This is a genomic window from Enterobacter sp. KBR-315C3_2022 (genome assembly GCF_041399425.1).
Taxonomy (GTDB): domain Bacteria; phylum Pseudomonadota; class Gammaproteobacteria; order Enterobacterales; family Enterobacteriaceae; genus Enterobacter.
In genome coordinates this window covers 84,799-100,744 of sequence record NZ_JBGKEB010000009.1, presented here as the reverse complement: position 1 = coordinate 100,744, position 15,946 = coordinate 84,799, and the positions used below count along the sequence as shown (strand labels likewise).

Annotated in this window: 19 protein-coding genes and 1 other annotated feature; of the genes, 9 read left to right on the top strand and 10 right to left on the bottom strand. The window is 55.0% G+C overall.

What is annotated here, in order from left to right:
- Positions 1 to 14: 14 nt before the first annotated feature.
- The 6 genes from pheS to thrS form a co-directional block, all read right to left on the bottom strand.
- The gene (pheS, locus tag AB8804_RS11760) at positions 15 to 998 is read right to left on the bottom strand and encodes a phenylalanine--tRNA ligase subunit alpha (protein ID WP_371186236.1); all 984 of its coding nucleotides are present in this window, start codon (positions 996 to 998) and stop codon (positions 15 to 17) included.
- Positions 999 to 1,060: 62 nt separating this feature from the next.
- Positions 1,061 to 1,185 (bottom strand) — a sequence feature (Phe leader region).
- A complete protein-coding gene (gene pheM, locus AB8804_RS11755; RefSeq protein WP_001386830.1) occupies positions 1,136 to 1,180 on the bottom strand; it encodes a pheST operon leader peptide PheM in 45 nt (14 codons plus the stop codon). (Overlaps the previous feature by 45 nt.)
- A gap of 127 nt (positions 1,186 to 1,312) precedes the next feature.
- Positions 1,313 to 1,669 carry a 50S ribosomal protein L20 gene (rplT, locus tag AB8804_RS11750; protein ID WP_000124850.1) on the bottom strand — a complete coding sequence of 119 codons (357 nt, stop codon included), beginning with the start codon at positions 1,667 to 1,669 and terminating at the stop codon, positions 1,313 to 1,315.
- 51 nt (positions 1,670 to 1,720) lie between these two features.
- A complete protein-coding gene (gene rpmI / locus AB8804_RS11745; protein WP_003030583.1) occupies positions 1,721 to 1,918 on the bottom strand; it encodes a 50S ribosomal protein L35 in 198 nt (65 codons plus the stop codon).
- Positions 1,919 to 2,015: 97 nt separating this feature from the next.
- Positions 2,016 to 2,558, bottom strand: a complete 543-nt coding sequence (infC, locus tag AB8804_RS11740) for a translation initiation factor IF-3 (RefSeq protein WP_043000875.1) — start codon at positions 2,556 to 2,558, stop codon at positions 2,016 to 2,018.
- A 3-nt stretch (positions 2,559 to 2,561) separates the two neighbouring features.
- Positions 2,562 to 4,490, bottom strand: coding sequence for a threonine--tRNA ligase (thrS, locus tag AB8804_RS11735; protein ID WP_371186227.1), 1,929 nt, complete (start codon positions 4,488 to 4,490; stop codon positions 2,562 to 2,564).
- 322 nt (positions 4,491 to 4,812) lie between these two features.
- Between thrS and yncL the strand changes: the two genes are divergently transcribed.
- On the top strand, positions 4,813 to 4,905 hold the full coding sequence (gene yncL / locus AB8804_RS11730; RefSeq protein ID WP_371186225.1) for a stress response membrane protein YncL: 93 nt from the start codon (positions 4,813 to 4,815) through the stop codon (positions 4,903 to 4,905).
- Between the two features lie 102 nt (positions 4,906 to 5,007).
- Positions 5,008 to 5,115, top strand: a complete 108-nt coding sequence (yniD, locus tag AB8804_RS11725) for a small membrane protein YniD (RefSeq protein WP_371186223.1) — start codon at positions 5,008 to 5,010, stop codon at positions 5,113 to 5,115.
- Positions 5,116 to 5,351: 236 nt separating this feature from the next.
- On the opposite strand, the gene AB8804_RS11720 is transcribed toward yniD, so the two are convergent.
- Positions 5,352 to 6,110, bottom strand: coding sequence for a YdiY family protein (locus AB8804_RS11720; protein ID WP_371186221.1), 759 nt, complete (start codon positions 6,108 to 6,110; stop codon positions 5,352 to 5,354).
- A 294-nt stretch (positions 6,111 to 6,404) separates the two neighbouring features.
- On the opposite strand from AB8804_RS11720, the gene pfkB reads away from it, so the two are divergent.
- From pfkB to AB8804_RS11705, 3 genes are all read left to right on the top strand, one after another.
- Positions 6,405 to 7,337, top strand: coding sequence for a 6-phosphofructokinase II (gene pfkB, locus AB8804_RS11715; protein WP_371186437.1), 933 nt, complete (start codon positions 6,405 to 6,407; stop codon positions 7,335 to 7,337).
- A 105-nt stretch (positions 7,338 to 7,442) separates the two neighbouring features.
- Positions 7,443 to 7,733, top strand: a complete 291-nt coding sequence (gene ghoS, locus AB8804_RS11710; RefSeq protein ID WP_371186219.1) for a type V toxin-antitoxin system endoribonuclease antitoxin GhoS — start codon at positions 7,443 to 7,445, stop codon at positions 7,731 to 7,733.
- A gap of 104 nt (positions 7,734 to 7,837) precedes the next feature.
- Positions 7,838 to 8,698, top strand: coding sequence for a fructosamine kinase family protein (locus tag AB8804_RS11705; RefSeq protein WP_371186217.1), 861 nt, complete (start codon positions 7,838 to 7,840; stop codon positions 8,696 to 8,698).
- Positions 8,699 to 8,732: 34 nt separating this feature from the next.
- On the opposite strand, the gene AB8804_RS11700 is transcribed toward AB8804_RS11705, so the two are convergent.
- Entirely contained in the window at positions 8,733 to 9,269 is a 537-nt protein-coding gene (locus AB8804_RS11700; RefSeq protein ID WP_371186215.1) for a YniB family protein, read from the bottom strand.
- A 147-nt stretch (positions 9,270 to 9,416) separates the two neighbouring features.
- Between AB8804_RS11700 and hxpB the strand changes: the two genes are divergently transcribed.
- The 3 genes from hxpB (at position 9,417) to AB8804_RS11685 (ending at position 12,347) form a co-directional block, all read left to right on the top strand.
- On the top strand, positions 9,417 to 10,088 hold the full coding sequence (hxpB, locus tag AB8804_RS11695) for a hexitol phosphatase HxpB (RefSeq protein ID WP_371186212.1): 672 nt from the start codon (positions 9,417 to 9,419) through the stop codon (positions 10,086 to 10,088).
- A gap of 149 nt (positions 10,089 to 10,237) precedes the next feature.
- Positions 10,238 to 10,828 (top strand): metal-dependent hydrolase, encoded by a 591-nt coding sequence (locus AB8804_RS11690; RefSeq protein ID WP_371186210.1) that lies wholly within the window; start codon positions 10,238 to 10,240, stop codon positions 10,826 to 10,828.
- A 127-nt stretch (positions 10,829 to 10,955) separates the two neighbouring features.
- Positions 10,956 to 12,347, top strand: coding sequence for an L-cystine transporter (locus AB8804_RS11685; RefSeq protein WP_371186207.1), 1,392 nt, complete (start codon positions 10,956 to 10,958; stop codon positions 12,345 to 12,347).
- Positions 12,348 to 12,394: 47 nt separating this feature from the next.
- On the opposite strand, the gene cedA is transcribed toward AB8804_RS11685, so the two are convergent.
- On the bottom strand, positions 12,395 to 12,634 hold the full coding sequence (gene cedA, locus AB8804_RS11680; protein ID WP_371186205.1) for a cell division activator CedA: 240 nt from the start codon (positions 12,632 to 12,634) through the stop codon (positions 12,395 to 12,397).
- A gap of 203 nt (positions 12,635 to 12,837) precedes the next feature.
- Between cedA and katE the strand changes: the two genes are divergently transcribed.
- On the top strand, positions 12,838 to 15,087 hold the full coding sequence (katE, locus tag AB8804_RS11675) for a catalase HPII (protein ID WP_371186203.1): 2,250 nt from the start codon (positions 12,838 to 12,840) through the stop codon (positions 15,085 to 15,087).
- Positions 15,088 to 15,189: 102 nt separating this feature from the next.
- Here katE and chbG read toward each other — a convergent pair whose 3' ends face one another.
- On the bottom strand, positions 15,190 to 15,942 hold the full coding sequence (chbG, locus tag AB8804_RS11670) for a chitin disaccharide deacetylase (protein ID WP_371186201.1): 753 nt from the start codon (positions 15,940 to 15,942) through the stop codon (positions 15,190 to 15,192).
- Positions 15,943 to 15,946: the final 4 nt, after the last annotated feature.

Sequence of the window (15,946 nt, the reverse complement as noted above, 5' to 3'; positions counted from 1 at the left end):
GTTCTGTCCTGCCCTTATTTAAACTGTTTGAGGAAACGCAGATCGTTTTCGAAGAATGCGCGAAGATCGGTAACGCCGTAGCGCAGCATGGTCAGACGCTCCATGCCCATGCCGAACGCAAAGCCGGAGTAAACTTCCGGATCGATTCCCACGTTGCGCAGCACGTTCGGGTGAACCATGCCGCAGCCCAGCACTTCCAGCCATTTGCCGTTTTTACCCATCACGTCGACTTCAGCGGACGGTTCGGTGAACGGGAAGTAGGAAGGACGGAAACGAACCTGCAGATCTTCTTCAAAGAAGTTGTTCAGGAAGTCGTGCAGCGTGCCTTTCAGGTTGGTGAAGCTGATGTTTTTATCAACGATCAGGCCTTCCATCTGATGGAACATCGGGGTGTGCGTTTGGTCGTAGTCGTTACGGTATACGCGACCCGGCGCGATGATGCGAATCGGCGGCTCCTGATCCTTCATGGTGCGGATCTGTACGCCGGAGGTCTGAGTACGCAGCAGACGCGTGGCGTCAAACCAGAAAGTGTCGTGGTCAGCACGTGCCGGATGATGGCCAGGAATGTTCAGCGCGTCGAAGTTGTGGTAATCATCTTCGATTTCCGGGCCGGTCGCCACGGTAAAGCCGAGCTCACCGAAGAAACTTTCAATACGATCGATGGTGCGGGTAACAGGGTGCAGTCCGCCGTTTTCAATACGACGACCGGGCAGCGAAACGTCGATGGTTTCAGCGGCCAGGCGTGCATTCAGCACCGCGCTCTCCAGCTCGGCCTTACGGGCGTTGAGCGCCTGCTGAACCTGCTCTTTGGCTTCGTTGATCACCGCACCCGCTGCCGGACGCTCTTCCGCTGGCAGCTCACGCAGGGTAGTCATTTGAAGGGTCAAATGCCCTTTCTTGCCCAGATATTCGACGCGGACATTGTCTAACGCGGCAACATCTGAGGCCTGGTTAATGGCAGCCGTTGCACTGGCAACCAGCTCTGCGAGATGTGTCATGGTTTTCCTCATTATGTCGGTTCAGACACCGATTTGGTGGACTTATTCTCTCGAATTTAGACACAAAAAAAGCCTCCATCGGGAGGCTTAATTGGCGCTGTTTTTCGTTTCATCTTTCACGCGCTAGCCTCCTGAGTTCAGGTGCTAAAGTAAAAGAAGAAGCGGAAAATAGCAGCATTCATGCTTGCGTTACCTTGTGTGGTAAAAAACCGTTGAGACCTTATTGAAAAGCCTGCACGGATAAATGTCAATCATCTGATAGGGTTATACCCTAAATAATAAAAGAGGGAGCAAAGCCCCCTCTCTCAACTGGCTTATGCCAGTGCTGCTTTCGCTTTTTCGACCAGAGCGGTGAACGCTACTTTGTCGAATACTGCGATGTCAGCCAGGATCTTACGGTCGATTTCAACAGAGGCTTTTTTCAGGCCGTTGATGAATTTGCTGTAAGAAATACCGTTCTGACGTGCTGCTGCGTTGATACGCGCAATCCACAGTTGACGGAACTGACGCTTACGCTGACGACGGTCACGGTAAGCGTACTGACCTGCTTTGATAACAGCCTGGAAGGCAACGCGGTATACGCGTGAACGCGCACCGTAGTAGCCTTTAGCTTGTTTCAAAATTTTCTTGTGACGTGCACGTGCAATTACACCACGTTTTACGCGAGCCATATGTGCTCTCCTGTATCTATATTCTTAGTAAAAAAATTAAACGTTAACGGCTTATGCGTACGGCAGGCACGCGATAACCAGACCCAGATCGCCTTTAGAAACAAGGCCTTTTGGACGCAGGTGACGTTTACGCTTAGTAGATTTTTTGGTCAGAATATGACGCAGGTTTGCGTGCTTACGCTTAAATCCACCACCACCGGTTTTTTTGAAGCGCTTAGCAGCACCGCGTACGGTCTTAATTTTTGGCATCTTAATAACTTCCACTTCGCATTGTTAAATAAACGAAACATAGGCGAACAAAACCTATGAGACCCGAAGGCTTCACAGGTTTTGCTACTTGAAGGCCTTACTGTTTCTTCTTAGGAGCGAGCACCATGATCATCTGGCGGCCTTCGATCTTCGTAGGGAAGGATTCGACTACTGCCAGTTCACTCAGATCGTCACGAACACGCGTGAGCACTTCCATACCGATCTGTTGGTGGGCCATCTCACGACCGCGGAAACGCAGTGTGATCTTGGCCTTATCGCCATCTTCCAGAAAGCGAATCAGGCTGCGGAGTTTTACCTGATAATCGCCATCGTCGGTACCAGGACGGAATTTAATTTCCTTAACCTGGATAACTTTTTGTTTCTTCTTCTGTTCCTTAGAAGACTTACTCTTTTCATAAAGGAACTTGCCGTAGTCCATAATACGACAAACTGGCGGTTCGGCGTTAGGGCTGATTTCAACTAAATCTACTCCAGCTTCTTCAGCCTTTTCGATCGCTTCTCTCAGACTCACAATCCCCAGCTGCTCGCCTTCCAGACCTGTTAAGCGAACTTCCTGGGCGCGAATCTCGCCATTGATACGATTCGGACGTGCCGTTTGAACTCGTTTTCCGCCTTTAATACCTTATTCCTCCAGTTGTTGAAGACTGCGGCTGCGAATCTCTTGTTGCAGCTTCTCAATCACTTCACTTACGTCCAGGCTCCCAAGGTCTTTACCACGGCGGGTGCGAACGGCAACTTTGCCTGCTTCCACCTCTTTATCACCACAGACCAACATATACGGGACACGACGTAAAGTGTGCTCGCGGATTTTAAAGCCAATCTTCTCATTTCTCAAGTCTGCTTTTACGCGAATGCCCGCATTTTGTAGTTTCTGCGTCAATTCTTTAACGTAATCCGCCTGAGAATCGGTAATGTTCACCACCACCACCTGCACTGGCGCAAGCCAGGTTGGGAAGAAGCCCGCGAACTCTTCGGTCAGGATGCCGATGAAGCGCTCCAGTGAACCGAGAATGGCGCGGTGAATCATAACCGGTACCTGACGTTCGTTGTCTTCGCCAACATAAGAGGCGCTTAAACGCTGCGGCAGGGAGAAGTCCAGCTGTACAGTACCGCACTGCCATGCGCGATCGAGGCAGTCATACAGGGTAAATTCAATTTTCGGACCGTAGAATGCACCCTCGCCCAGCTGGTATTCGAACGGAATACCGTTCTCTTCCAGCGCGACGGCGAGATCCGCTTCTGCACGATCCCATGTCTCATCGCTACCGATACGTTTTTCCGGACGCGTTGAGAGCTTGACGACGATCTTCTCGAAGCCAAAGGTGCTGTACATATCGTAGACCATACGGATACAGGCGTTAACTTCATCACGTACCTGATCTTCCGTACAGAAGATATGCGCGTCATCCTGAGTAAAGCCACGAACGCGCATCAGACCGTGCAGCGCACCTGATGGCTCGTTACGGTGGCAGCTACCGAACTCCGCCATACGCAGCGGCAGGTCGCGGTAGGATTTCAGACCCTGGTTGAAGATCTGAACGTGGCCCGGGCAGTTCATTGGCTTGATGCAGTATTCACGGTTCTCAGACGAGGTGGTGAACATCGCATCTTTGTAGTTGTCCCAGTGGCCGGTTTTTTCCCACAGCACACGGTCCATCATGAACGGGCCTTTCACTTCCTGATACTGATACTCTTTGAGCTTGGAGCGTACAAAGGTTTCCAGCTCGCGGAAGATAGTCCAGCCGTCGTTATGCCAGAAAACCATGCCCGGCGCTTCTTCCTGCATATGATACAGGTCAAGCTGCTTGCCGATTTTACGGTGGTCGCGCTTAGCGGCCTCTTCCAGACGCTGCAGATAGGCATTCAGGGCTTTTTTATCTGCCCACGCGGTTCCGTAGATACGCTGCAGCATCTTGTTGTTGCTGTCGCCGCGCCAGTAGGCGCCCGCGATTTTCATCAGTTTGAAGTGATGACAGAAACGCATGTTCGGCACGTGCGGCCCGCGGCACATGTCGACGTATTCTTCGTGATGATACAAGCCAGGCTTGTCATCATGCGAGATGTTCTCGTCAAGAATGGAGACTTTATAGTTCTCGCCACGCTTCACGAAGGTTTCACGCGCTTCGTGCCAGCTGACTTTTTTCTTGATGACGTCGTAGTTAGTTTCGGCGAGCTCGTGCATACGTTTTTCGAGCGCGTCGATATCTTCCTGAGTCAGGGTATGGTCAAGATCAACGTCATAATAGAAGCCGTTGTCGATGACCGGGCCGATCGCCATTTTGGTGTTGGGCCACAGCTGCTTAATCGCATGACCTAACAGGTGCGCACAGGAGTGACGAATGATCTCCAGACCTTCTTCGTCCTTCGCCGTGATAATTGCAAGCGTGGCATCGTTCTCGATCAGATCGGATGCATCCACCAGCTCACCGTTTACGCGGCCAGCGATAGTCGCTTTTGCAAGTCCAGGACCGATGTCGAGGGCAACATCCATTGGGCTAACAGCATGGTCGAAATGGCGTTGGCTGCCATCAGGAAGAGTAATTACAGGCATTTTATATCCTTATTTGCAGTGATGCCCCACACATAAGAGCATATACAAAGAAAATAATCGTGGTTTAACAATAGATTACGAAACCATCTGACCAACAATCGTCAAATTGGCTCGTCATCATACGCCTGCCAAAATCAGATTAATGCGGATTTACGGCAAGCCCTACAATGCTACCATTAATACCAGATGAATTGCATCCTCTCTGACCAGATCGTGCTTCTCATGCTTTGGTATGAGTTTGTTCGCTTCGCCAGACGGAGGCTCGCAAATCCCTAACCCTGAGCTATTCTTGAACATGCCTTAACCCTTCAGAGGGCTTTATATGAACGTATCCAGTCGAACCGTAGTGATTTTGAACGTAATTTCAGCTGCCGGTTTGGTGTTGATTCTGGCTAATAGATTCAACTGGTTCTGAAATTAATTGTGGGTTGTGAACGCATAACCTGTACTCCCGAATAATGCGCAAATTGCGGCATACTTTGATAGAATCGGTTTATCAAATGTCAGGGGTCAGGTTATGCCAACGAAACGATTTGCCGCGAAACACTGGAAGATGGTGCTGGTTTTGATAGCGATTTGCGGCGCGATGCTGCTGTTGCGCTGGGCTGCGATGATATGGGCGTAAAGAACATCTAAGAATATTCTTATAATCATCAATTAGCCACCTGGCTAAATGAACCGTCGACATCCGGAGCAGGTTTCTGCTGTTTTTTTATTTTCCATTCCGTTTTAATAGACCAACTGTTTATTATGCTGCGCCCTGATTATCTATTATCCGACCTTCTTTTTTCTCATTGATGACGCGTAAACCACATCCCAGTTAATAATAAAAAAGGGCCGAAAATATTCGGCCCATCGGTATTACATTTTATAGCCTAAAGAAATACTGGTCCTGCGGTCGGTGTGATCCGGAGCAGTATCAGGAGGCGAAGAGTTCCAGGTGACGTTATAGGCCACTTTCAGCCCAAAGTGCTCGTTAATCGCCACGTTCAGCGCGGTCTCGGAGTTCAGCGTCGTATCATCTGCACCAAACACCGATACGCCCTGCGTAAATTTCGTTGTATCGGTCATCTGCCAGGCGTAGGTGCCAGACGCATAGCCTAACGGCTGCGTTTTGGTATCGCCGTTGGTGTACTTGTCATAACGTACGCCCGGACCAAATTCGAAGCGAAGGCTGTGCACCGGTCCGTTAAGGAACTGGCGACCATAACCCGCCGTAAACACATCGCGATCGCGATAGCCGTTATAACGGTCGGTTAACCAGCTTGCCTGGCCAAAGAGATAGTCAAAATCCGTCATGTTGTAGCGGGAACGTCCGCCTACGGCATATTTCTCTGAAGATCGCTCATCGTTCGCGGACGTGTTGCTGGCATTGCCCCACAGCGACCATGCGGTGGTATTCCCATACCAGGTCAGGGTGCTGTCGGCGGTCAGAGAGGAACTTTTGGTGTTACCGGATTGCGCCAGGTACCCTGCGTTAAGGTTACCCTCGAACGGTTTTTGCGCGGTGGCAGGATCGTCCATGACAGTAAAAACGGAATCATCGGCGGCGGCATTCATTGACGCAAACACGCCACCCGCCAGCATCAGTGCAGCGGGTACTGTCTTCAAAAGCTTCATTTTATTAAGGAGTCCGTACAACAAAAAAAGAGACCATCACGGTCCCGGAAACTTTCTTGAGGATCAATGACAAGGCGTCCAGAGAAAGGTAACAAATTATAAAAAGCCGCAAATAACATAGCAATGATTTCTTATTTCATTTTTTGAATAAGAACGATCTCAAAAAGTCATTTCGTTTATATATCGCCATTCATTTTTTGTCAGTATTCGTATTTAAAATCATACTGTTATTTACTTTCCCTTCCTGCCGATAGGTGCCATGCTTAAGGATACCCTTACGAAAAGGAGGTAATGATGGACGTTATTTATACGCTAACCCTTTCCCCTTCCCTCGATTCCGCCACCCTCACGCCGCACATTTATCCGGAAGGTAAACTACGCTGCAGCGCCCCCGTGTTCGAGCCGGGCGGCGGCGGGATCAACGTAGCGCGGGCGATTACGCACCTCGGCGGAAAAGCCACGGCAATTTTCCCCGCGGGTGGTGCAACCGGCGAACACCTGGTCTCGCTGCTTGACGATGAACGGGTAGCGGTCTCAACGGTCGAGGCGCAGGACTGGACCCGCCAAAACCTGCACGTTCACGTAGAGTCCAGCGGCGAGCAGTACCGCTTCGTGATGCCCGGCGCACGGCTGTCCGATGATGAGTTTCGCCAGCTGGAAGAGAAAGTGCTGGCCATACCCCGCGGCGCGCTGCTGGTGATCAGCGGCAGCCTGCCGCCCGGTGTGAAAACGGAAAAACTCACGTCGCTCGTTCAGGCAGCACAGCAGCGCGGCATTCGGTGCATTGTCGACAGCTCCGGTGAGGCGCTGCACGCGGCGCTCGCGGTGGGCCAGCTTGAGCTGGTGAAGCCGAACCAGAAAGAGCTCAGCGCGCTGGTCAGTCGCGATCTTACTCAGCCAGACGACGTTCGCTCTGCCGCAGAGGAGCTTGTACGCAGCGGCAAGGCCCGACGCGTTGTGGTTTCGCTCGGTCCTCAGGGCGCGCTTGCGGTGGACGAAAGCGGATGTGTACAGGTCGTCCCGCCGCCGGTGAAGAGTCAAAGCACCGTGGGCGCGGGGGACAGCATGGTCGGCGCCATGGCGTTAAAGCTGGCTCAGGGAGCATCCCTTCTGGAAATGACGCGCTATGGCGTCGCCGCGGGGAGTGCCGCCACCCTGAACCAGGGCACGCGCCTGTGCTCGCTGGCCGACACCCAAAAAATTGTCGATTACCTGTCCAGAAGCTAGCCCTTTCCCCCCCTTCTTCACTGAGGGGGGATTACGCGCGCGGGTCGCCAAACGCGCGCCATCGACTATGCTAAGAAAACTTTCACAATAACAATGAGGTGAAATATGAGCAGTGGTGATCTCACCCGCTATGTGGTTACCGTCAAGATTCATGAAGCGTCGCTGACTGAACTGAATGAACTTAACAACGCCTTTTCGCAGGCCAAATTCCTCCTGACGCTGACGGACGAGGATGGCAATACCCACGATCTCGGGCCGATGACCTTTGGCCTGATAAGCCCCCTCGATCCGAATGACGTTAAGGAGCTGGCAAGCAGCCTTGCCGAGGGCGTTACCGATAAAGCCACCGCCATCGAGGTGGAAACCTGGGAGGCGTGGCACAAAAAAGAACATTAAGTGCCCTGTCTGGCTTTAAACCGCTCAGGTGTGCGTTAGTTCGTATTTTATACAGCCGTTTTGCGCTAACTTTATGATCTGGCAGACAACATGGGAGAGGCATCATGTGGCAGGCTATCAATCATCTTTTAAGTGAACAGCTGGGTGAAGGTGAAATCGAACTGCGTACCGAACTGCCGGGCGGAGAAATCCACGCCGCGTGGCATTTACGCTACGCGGGGCGCGATCTTTTCGTTAAGGCCGACGAGCGGGAATTGCTGCCCATTTTTACCGCCGAAGCCGATCAGCTTGAGCTGCTGTCACGCAGCAAGACGGTTGCGGTTCCTCAGGTGCTGGCCGTTGGGAGCGACCGCGACTACAGCTTTCTGGTCATGGACTATCTTCCGCCCCGCCCGCTGGATGCCCACAATGCCTTTATCCTCGGACAGCAGATTGCCCGGCTGCACCAGTGGAGCGATCAGCCTCAGTTTGGCCTGGATTTCGACAACGATCTTTCCACCACGCCGCAGCCAAACGCCTGGCAGCGCCGGTGGTCCACCTTCTTTGCCGAGCAGCGCATAGGCTGGCAGCTGGAGCTGGCGGCCGAAAAGGGGCTGGCGTTTGGCAATATCGATGCGATAGTCGAGCACGTCCAGCAGCGCCTTGCGTCACATCAGCCGCAGCCTTCCCTGCTGCATGGGGATTTATGGTCTGACAACTGCGCGCTTGGACCAAACGGGCCGTATATCTACGACCCCGCCTGCTACTGGGGTGACAGGGAGTGCGACCTCGCCATGCTGCCGTTGCATCCAGAACAGCCGCCGCAGATTTATGATGGGTATCAATCCGTATCGCCGCTACCGGCCGGTTTTCTCGATCGTCAGCCGGTCTATCAGCTGTACACCCTGATCAACCGCGCCATTCTGTTTGGCGGTCAGCATCTGGTCAATGCCGAGCGCGCGCTGGAACGCGTGCTCGCGGCGTAGCGCTGAACGGGTGGCCTTGCGCCACCCGCCGTCTTTACAGGAAGCCGAGCAGCTTAAAGAAAAAGTATCCAGCCACGATGATGATAACGGGCAGGATATAGAGCGGGAAAATTTGCAGGAAAATGGTGTGGCGCGGCACAACAATGCGCGCTTCAATCTGCTCGCGGCTCAGCCCCTCCGCGCCCTTCGCTTTCTCCAGGATCAGCTGGTCCTCCACCCCTTCGCGTAAAAAACGCGTCTGGCGGCTCATGCGCGCGCCGGAGGCCTGCAGCGCCATGGCGACGAAGATCAGGGCGTAGATGATCCAGAACCCGATATTCAGCTGCTGGTGGAAATCCGGCGTCGGCGAGTTAAACCAGAAAACGTTCAGGAACGGCGTGTTAAAGCGCATCATTTCTATCATGACGTGCGCAAAATCAAGCATGACCGCGTTAATCCCTGCCTGCTTTTCGCTGTGGTCGTACATAAACTTGAGCACGGAGATCAGCGTGGAAATGACCGCCGGTATAAAAATAATCCACCCGGCAATACGTTTTAAGACTGCAATGCGTCCAGCTTGTTGATACGTCATCAGTTCCCCTTCAAAAGACGCGCTATTTTTGCGTAAGTTTACCTGCTACCCATCATTTTCGCCCGTTCTTTAAAGGCGTTATGCTAAATTGCGGTGAGCACCTAGCACTTATCGTCTGTCGTACACCCTAAAAAAGGAGACGTTGTGATGTCGACACCGCGCCAAACTCTTGCCGCAATTTTTGACATGGATGGATTACTTATCGATTCCGAGCCCCTGTGGGATCGTGCCGAACTGGACGTCATGGCCAGCCTTGGCGTTGATATTAGCCGCCGTCACGAGCTGCCCGATACGCTGGGACTGCGTATCGATATGGTGGTTGAACTCTGGTATGCCCACCAGCCATGGGCGGGCCCGGATCGCGCCGAGGTGACGGCACGCATCATCAGCCGCGCCATTTCGCTGGTCGAAGAGAGCAAGCCGCTCCTGCCCGGCGTTCGCGAGGCGGTGGCCCTGTGCAAGGCCAACGGCCTCAAGGTTGGACTGGCCTCCGCGTCGCCGCTGCATATGCTGGAAAAAGTGCTGACCATGTTTGACCTGCGCGACAGCTTTGACGCGCTGGCCTCTGCGGAAAAGCTGCCCTACAGCAAGCCGCACCCGCAGGTCTATATGGACTGCGCCGCCAAACTCGGCCTCGACCCGCTCACCTGCGTGGCGCTGGAGGATTCCGTTAACGGCATGGTAGCGTCCAAAGCCGCACGCATGCGCTCGATCGTCGTCCCTGCCGAAGAGGGCCAGCACGACCCGCGATTCGCGCTTGCTGACGTCAGGCTCAAATCGTTAACCGAACTCACTGCCCGTCATCTCCTCGGCGAGTAGCGTAAATGCCCGCGCCCACCGCGCACGGCCTCTGTGGGCGCGGGTTAATCGCTCTAAGCGATTTGTGACAAAGAGTTACACCGTCACCTCTTTCATGTACTGTATAAAAACCCTATACTGGATGAATTGACAGTCTCCAGGGTTTTATCATGACGGCGGAAGGCCACCTGCTTTTTTCAATCGCATGCGCAGTGTTTGCTAAAAACGCTGAGCTGACGCCCGTGCTGGCGCAGGGCGACTGGTGGCATATCGTCCCCTCGGCCGTACTGACCTGCCTTCTGCCCGATATCGATCACCCAAAATCGTTCCTTGGGCAGCGGCTGAAATGGATCTCGAAGCCGATTGCCAGAGCCTTCGGGCACCGCGGATTTACCCACAGCCTGCTGGCGGTGTTCGGTTTATTAACGCTGTTCTACCTGAAGGTGCCCGAGAGCTGGATCGTCCCCGCCGACGCCATTCAGGGCATGGTGCTCGGCTACCTGAGCCATATCCTTGCAGACATGCTCACCCCGGCCGGCGTCCCGCTGCTGTGGCCCTGCCGCTGGCGCTTTCGCTTACCCATTCTCGTGCCGCAGAAAGGCAACCAGCTGGAGCGCGTGCTATGCATGGCGCTCTTTGCGTGGGCGGTGTGGATGCCGCAGAGCCTGCCCGAAAATGGTGCAGTGCGCTGGTCGTCCCAGATGATCAATTCGCTGCAATTTCAGTTCAACCGATTTATTAATCACCAGATTGAACATTAAACCGACAAAACCATCCCATTTGTCATAAACCATTCCATTTGGATATAAGCGCCACATCACACTTCTGATAACCTTGCGCCAACAGGATCGGTAAAAACCGACCGTAAAATAAATCAGGAGAACGGGGATGAATTTTCCACTTATCGCGAACATTGTCGTGTTCGTCGTATTGCTATTGCTTCTCACGCAGACGCGTCACAAACAGTGGAGCCTGGCGAAGAAGGTGCTCGTCGGTCTGGGAATGGGCGTTGTATTTGGTCTGGCACTGCAGGCTATTTACGGTTCTGATAACCCGGTAATGAAAGACTCCATCCAGTGGTTCAACATCGTCGGCAACGGCTACGTGCAGCTGCTGCAGATGATCGTGATGCCGCTGGTGTTTGCCTCTATTCTGAGCGCCGTCGCGCGCCTGCACAACGCCACTCAGCTGGGCAAAATCAGCTTCCTGACCATCGGCACCCTGCTGTTCACCACGCTGATTGCGGCGCTGGTGGGCGTGCTGGTGACCAACCTGTTTGGTCTGACCGCAGAAGGTCTGGTACAGGGTTCGGCTGAAACCGCGCGTCTTACCGCGATCCAAACCAACTACGTTGGCAAACTGGCGGACCTGACCGTACCGCAAATGGTGCTCTCCTTTATTCCGAAGAACCCGTTTGCCGACCTCACCGGCGCAAGCCCAACTTCTATTATCAGCGTAGTGATCTTTGCGGCATTCCTTGGCGTGGCCGCGCTGAAGCTGCTGAAAGACGACGCGCCGAAGGGCGAACGCGTGCTGATCGCTATCGATACCCTGCAAAGCTGGGTGATGAAGCTGGTACGTCTGGTGATGCAGCTGACGCCTTACGGCGTGCTGGCCCTGATGACCAAAGTGGTTGCGGGCTCTAACCTGCAGGACATCATCAAGCTGGGCAGCTTCGTTATCGCTTCCTACCTGGGCCTGGGCATTATGTTTGTTGTCCACGGCATCCTGCTGGGCGTAAACGGCGTGAGCCCGCTGAAGTACTTCCGCAAAGTGTGGCCAGTGCTGACCTTCGCGTTCACCAGCCGTTCCAGCGCGGCGTCTATCCCGCTGAACGTGGAAGCGCAGACCCGTCGTCTGGGCGTGCCGGAATCAATTGCCAGCTTCTCCGCGTCCTTTGGTGCGACCATTGGTCAGAACGGATGTGCGGGCCTCTACCCGGCCATGCTGGCGGTGATGGTTGCTCCTACTGTTGGAATTAACCCGCTGGATCCGGTATGGATTGCGACTCTGGTCGGCATTGTGACCATCAGCTCAGCGGGCGTTGCGGGCGTGGGCGGCGGTGCGACCTTCGCCGCGCTGATCGTGCTTCCCGCGCTGGGCCTGCCGGTAACGCTGGTTGCGCTGCTGATCTCCGTTGAACCGCTGATCGACATGGGCCGCACGGCGCTGAACGTCAGCGGCTCAATGACCGCCGGGACGCTGACCAGCCAGTGGCTGAAGCAAACCGACAAAACGATTATGGACAGCGAAGAGGACGCCGAGCTGGCGCACCGCTAATCGCTTTCGAGATAAAAAAACCGCCATTCGGCGGTTTTTTTTGTCTGTTACTCTTCAACCTCGTCGTCCTGACGGATTTGAACAGCCCAGCGCTGGGCCGACTCCGGCACGGAAAACGCGGGGGAGCGGCGAAAATGTTCGCCCATCAGCACAAAGGCCACGTATTTGCCACGCAGCTGCCAGACATCACGAAAACCATCGACCTTCAGGGCGTGTTCAGGCGGCGCAGGTTCGACGCGCGGCACGTAGCTAATGACTCGACGGTTTTGTTGACGAAATGGTTTCATAAGCGACTGGTTCACTAAAACAAAATCGGGAAGCAGGAAAATCCTATCATAGCCGATTCTTCCCCGCGGCGTCGCGCCCGGCTCGCGTCGTTTAGCTCCTTTCGCTAAGTTCTGTATATGAAAACTCTTAGTTCCCCAGCCAATCCGCGATGTTGTTCTATGCTTAGTAGGGTTTTTAGCAATGGATAAAGGAGAAGCGTGCAATGTCGAACAAAGATAAATCACATCAGTCACCCATTCATGGCACCGAAGAATCACAACCGGGGATGGACTCTCTCGCACCTGCGGATGGTTCTCACCGCCCGACTCCCGGCCACTCGGCGCCCGGGGAACAGCCTACCGCACCGGGCAGCATGAAATCACCGGACGCGGGCAATGACAAGGTAGACTCGCTCGAGCCGCACCGCAAAGGGGGCGAAGGCTTTGCGCTGACGACCAATCAGGGCGTGCGCATCGCGGACGATCAAAACTCGCTGCGCGCGGGCAGCCGCGGCCCCACGCTGCTGGAAGATTTTATCCTGCGGGAAAAAATCACCCATTTTGACCACGAGCGCATTCCGGAGCGCATCGTCCACGCGCGCGGCTCTGCGGCACACGGCTATTTCCAGCCGTATAAGAGCCTGAAAGCGATCACCAAAGCGGACTTCCTCTCCGATCCCAATAAAAAAACGCCGGTATTTGTGCGCTTCTCCACCGTTCAGGGTGGCGCGGGCTCGGCCGATACGGTGCGCGATATTCGCGGCTTCGCCACCAAGTTCTATACCGATGAAGGCATTTTTGACCTGGTAGGCAACAACACCCCCGTCTTCTTCATTCAGGATGCGCATAAGTTTCCTGACTTTGTCCATGCGGTAAAACCGGAGCCCCACTGGGCGATACCGCAGGGACAAAGTGCGCACGACACCTTCTGGGACTACATCTCGCTGCAGCCTGAAACGCTGCACAACGTCATCTGGGCGATGTCGGACCGCGGCATTCCGCGCAGCCTGCGCACGATGGAAGGCTTCGGTATCCACACCTTCCGCCTGATCAACGCCGAAGGTAAAGCCACGTTTGTCCGCTTCCACTGGAAGCCCGTTGCGGGCAAAGCGTCCCTGGTGTGGGATGAAGCGCAGAAGCTCACCGGGCGCGACCCGGACTTCCACCGCCGCGAGCTGTGGGAATCGATTGAAGCGGGCGATTTCCCGGAATACGAGCTTGGGCTGCAGCTGATCCCCGAAGAGGACGAGTTCAAGTTCGACTTCGATCTGCTCGACCCAACGAAGCTCATTCCGGAGGAGCTGGTGCCGGTTCAGCTGGTGGGCAAAATGGTGCTCAACCGCAACCCGGACAACTTCTTTGCCGAAAACGAGCAGGCGGCGTTCCACCCGGGCCATATCGTTCCCGGTCTGGATTTCACCAACGATCCGCTGCTGCAGGGTCGCCTGTTCTCGTACACCGATACGCAGATCAGCCGCCTCGGCGGGCCGAACTTCCATGAAATTCCGATCAACCGTCCAACCTGTCCGTACCACAACTTCCAGCGCGACGGGATGCACCGCCAGGATATCGACACCAACCCAGCGAACTACGAGCCGAACTCAATTAACGATAACTGGCCACGCGAAACGCCGCCGGGACCAAAGCGCGGCGGCTTTGAGTCTTATCAGGAGCGCGTCGACGGCAACAAAATTCGCGAGCGCAGCCCGTCCTTTGGTGAGTATTACGCCCACCCTCGCCTGTTCTGGAACAGCCAGACGCCGATTGAGCAACAGCATATTATCGGCGGCTTTAGCTTCGAGCTGAGCAAGGTGGTGCGCACCTATATCCGCGAGCGCGTCGTCGATCAGCTGGCGCGCATCGACATTCAGCTCGCGCAGGGCGTGGCAGACAATCTGGGCATCACGCTTACCGACGAGCAGCGAAACGCCGCGCCGCCGAAAGACGTGAACGGCGTGAAGAAAGATCCTTCGCTTAGCCTGTACGCCGTGCCGGGTGGCTCAATCAAAGGTCGCGTGGTGGCCATCCTGCTGAACGACAAAACCCGCGCCAGCGACGTGCTGAGCATCATGAAGGGGCTGAAGTCCAAGGGCGTTCACGCGAAACTGCTTTACTCGCGCATGGGTGAAGTCACCGCCGATGACGGCTCCGTGCTGCCGATCGCGGCGACCTTCGCGGGCGCACCATCGCTGACGGTGGATGCCGTTATCGTGCCGTGCGGGGATATTCAGAGCCTGCAGAACAACGGCGATGCGGCCTATTATCTGCTTGAAGCCTATAAGCACCTTAAGCCGATTGCGCTGGCGGGCGACGCGCGCCAGTTTAAATCGCTCCTGAAGGTAGCCGATAAGGGCGAAGACGGCATCGTGGAAGGTGATAAGGTCGACGATGCGTTTATGACGAAGCTGTTTGATCTGCTTGCCGCGCACCGCGTCTGGTCGCGCAGCAGCAAGATCGATCAGATACCGGCGTAAAAAAATACCCTCACCCGGCCTCTCCCTGAAAGGGAGAGGGAGACATGCAGGCCTGTGCTCGCAGTCCCCTCGCCCCTTTGGGGATAGGGTGAGGGGCAATTTTCACAAATCCCTGAACGTCCCCAAACGATACCCACGTTCGGCAATCGCATATTTCAGCGACGCCGACGTCAGCACGTCCAGCTCCGCCAGGCGCGGCCAGCAGTAGGCGCTTTTGCGCACGATGTTATCGACAAACGCCGGATGCGCCATCACTTCAAGCGAGCGTTCGCCGCGCGCGGCGGAATCATCCAGCACCTTCAGGAACAGCGCCTCGCTGATATCGTCACCGTAAAACGCGCTGCTGAAGCCGTCCGTCGTCTGCACGTCCGGCACGGCAGCTTCCTGCGGAACGCTGCGATCCACGCGCATCGCCACGCCTTTACGCCTGGCGAACTCGGCAACAATTGGGTAAATCGCCGGGATCATGTGCACGTGGTGATGGCTGTCGATATGCGTTGGCTCGCGGCCAAACAGGTCAACGAATCGGTTGAACTGGCAGTCCAGCTCGCGGGCAATTTCGTCGAGCGGCAGCGCGCCCTGCTCCGCCATCTCCCAAATCCACTTACCCAGCTGCCCTTCGCGCGTCAGCCCCGGCATCGCAGAGAGCGGCATCCCGAGCGTCAGCACGAAGTGCATCCCCACGCCCAGCTCGGGAGCCTCGCGGCTCAGCTGAACCGCATGTTCAACCGCCTCGCCGTTGATTAACGCCGTCGTGGAGGTCACGACGCCGCGGCGACAGGCTTCAATGATGCCGTAGTTCTGCCCCTTCGACAGGCCAAAATCATCGGCATTAACGATCAGCAGGTTTTCCATCGTT

What these genes read in the sequence shown, in the direction of transcription:
- pheS (WP_371186236.1), bottom strand. Translation starts at nt 998, where the DNA reads ATGACACATCTCGCAGAGCTGGTTGCCAGTGCAACGGCTGCCATTAAC.
- rplT (WP_000124850.1), bottom strand. Translation starts at nt 1,669, where the DNA reads ATGGCTCGCGTAAAACGTGGTGTAATTGCACGTGCACGTCACAAGAAA.
- rpmI (WP_003030583.1), bottom strand. Translation starts at nt 1,918, where the DNA reads ATGCCAAAAATTAAGACCGTACGCGGTGCTGCTAAGCGCTTCAAAAAA.
- thrS (WP_371186227.1), bottom strand. Translation starts at nt 4,490, where the DNA reads ATGCCTGTAATTACTCTTCCTGATGGCAGCCAACGCCATTTCGACCAT.
- yncL (WP_371186225.1), top strand. Translation starts at nt 4,813, where the DNA reads ATGAACGTATCCAGTCGAACCGTAGTGATTTTGAACGTAATTTCAGCT.
- yniD (WP_371186223.1), top strand. Translation starts at nt 5,008, where the DNA reads ATGCCAACGAAACGATTTGCCGCGAAACACTGGAAGATGGTGCTGGTT.
- AB8804_RS11720 (WP_371186221.1), bottom strand. Translation starts at nt 6,110, where the DNA reads ATGAAGCTTTTGAAGACAGTACCCGCTGCACTGATGCTGGCGGGTGGC.
- pfkB (WP_371186437.1), top strand. Translation starts at nt 6,405, where the DNA reads ATGGACGTTATTTATACGCTAACCCTTTCCCCTTCCCTCGATTCCGCC.
- ghoS (WP_371186219.1), top strand. Translation starts at nt 7,443, where the DNA reads ATGAGCAGTGGTGATCTCACCCGCTATGTGGTTACCGTCAAGATTCAT.
- AB8804_RS11705 (WP_371186217.1), top strand. Translation starts at nt 7,838, where the DNA reads ATGTGGCAGGCTATCAATCATCTTTTAAGTGAACAGCTGGGTGAAGGT.
- AB8804_RS11700 (WP_371186215.1), bottom strand. Translation starts at nt 9,269, where the DNA reads ATGACGTATCAACAAGCTGGACGCATTGCAGTCTTAAAACGTATTGCC.
- hxpB (WP_371186212.1), top strand. Translation starts at nt 9,417, where the DNA reads ATGTCGACACCGCGCCAAACTCTTGCCGCAATTTTTGACATGGATGGA.
- AB8804_RS11690 (WP_371186210.1), top strand. Translation starts at nt 10,238, where the DNA reads ATGACGGCGGAAGGCCACCTGCTTTTTTCAATCGCATGCGCAGTGTTT.
- AB8804_RS11685 (WP_371186207.1), top strand. Translation starts at nt 10,956, where the DNA reads ATGAATTTTCCACTTATCGCGAACATTGTCGTGTTCGTCGTATTGCTA.
- cedA (WP_371186205.1), bottom strand. Translation starts at nt 12,634, where the DNA reads ATGAAACCATTTCGTCAACAAAACCGTCGAGTCATTAGCTACGTGCCG.
- katE (WP_371186203.1), top strand. Translation starts at nt 12,838, where the DNA reads ATGTCGAACAAAGATAAATCACATCAGTCACCCATTCATGGCACCGAA.
- chbG (WP_371186201.1), bottom strand. Translation starts at nt 15,942, where the DNA reads ATGGAAAACCTGCTGATCGTTAATGCCGATGATTTTGGCCTGTCGAAG.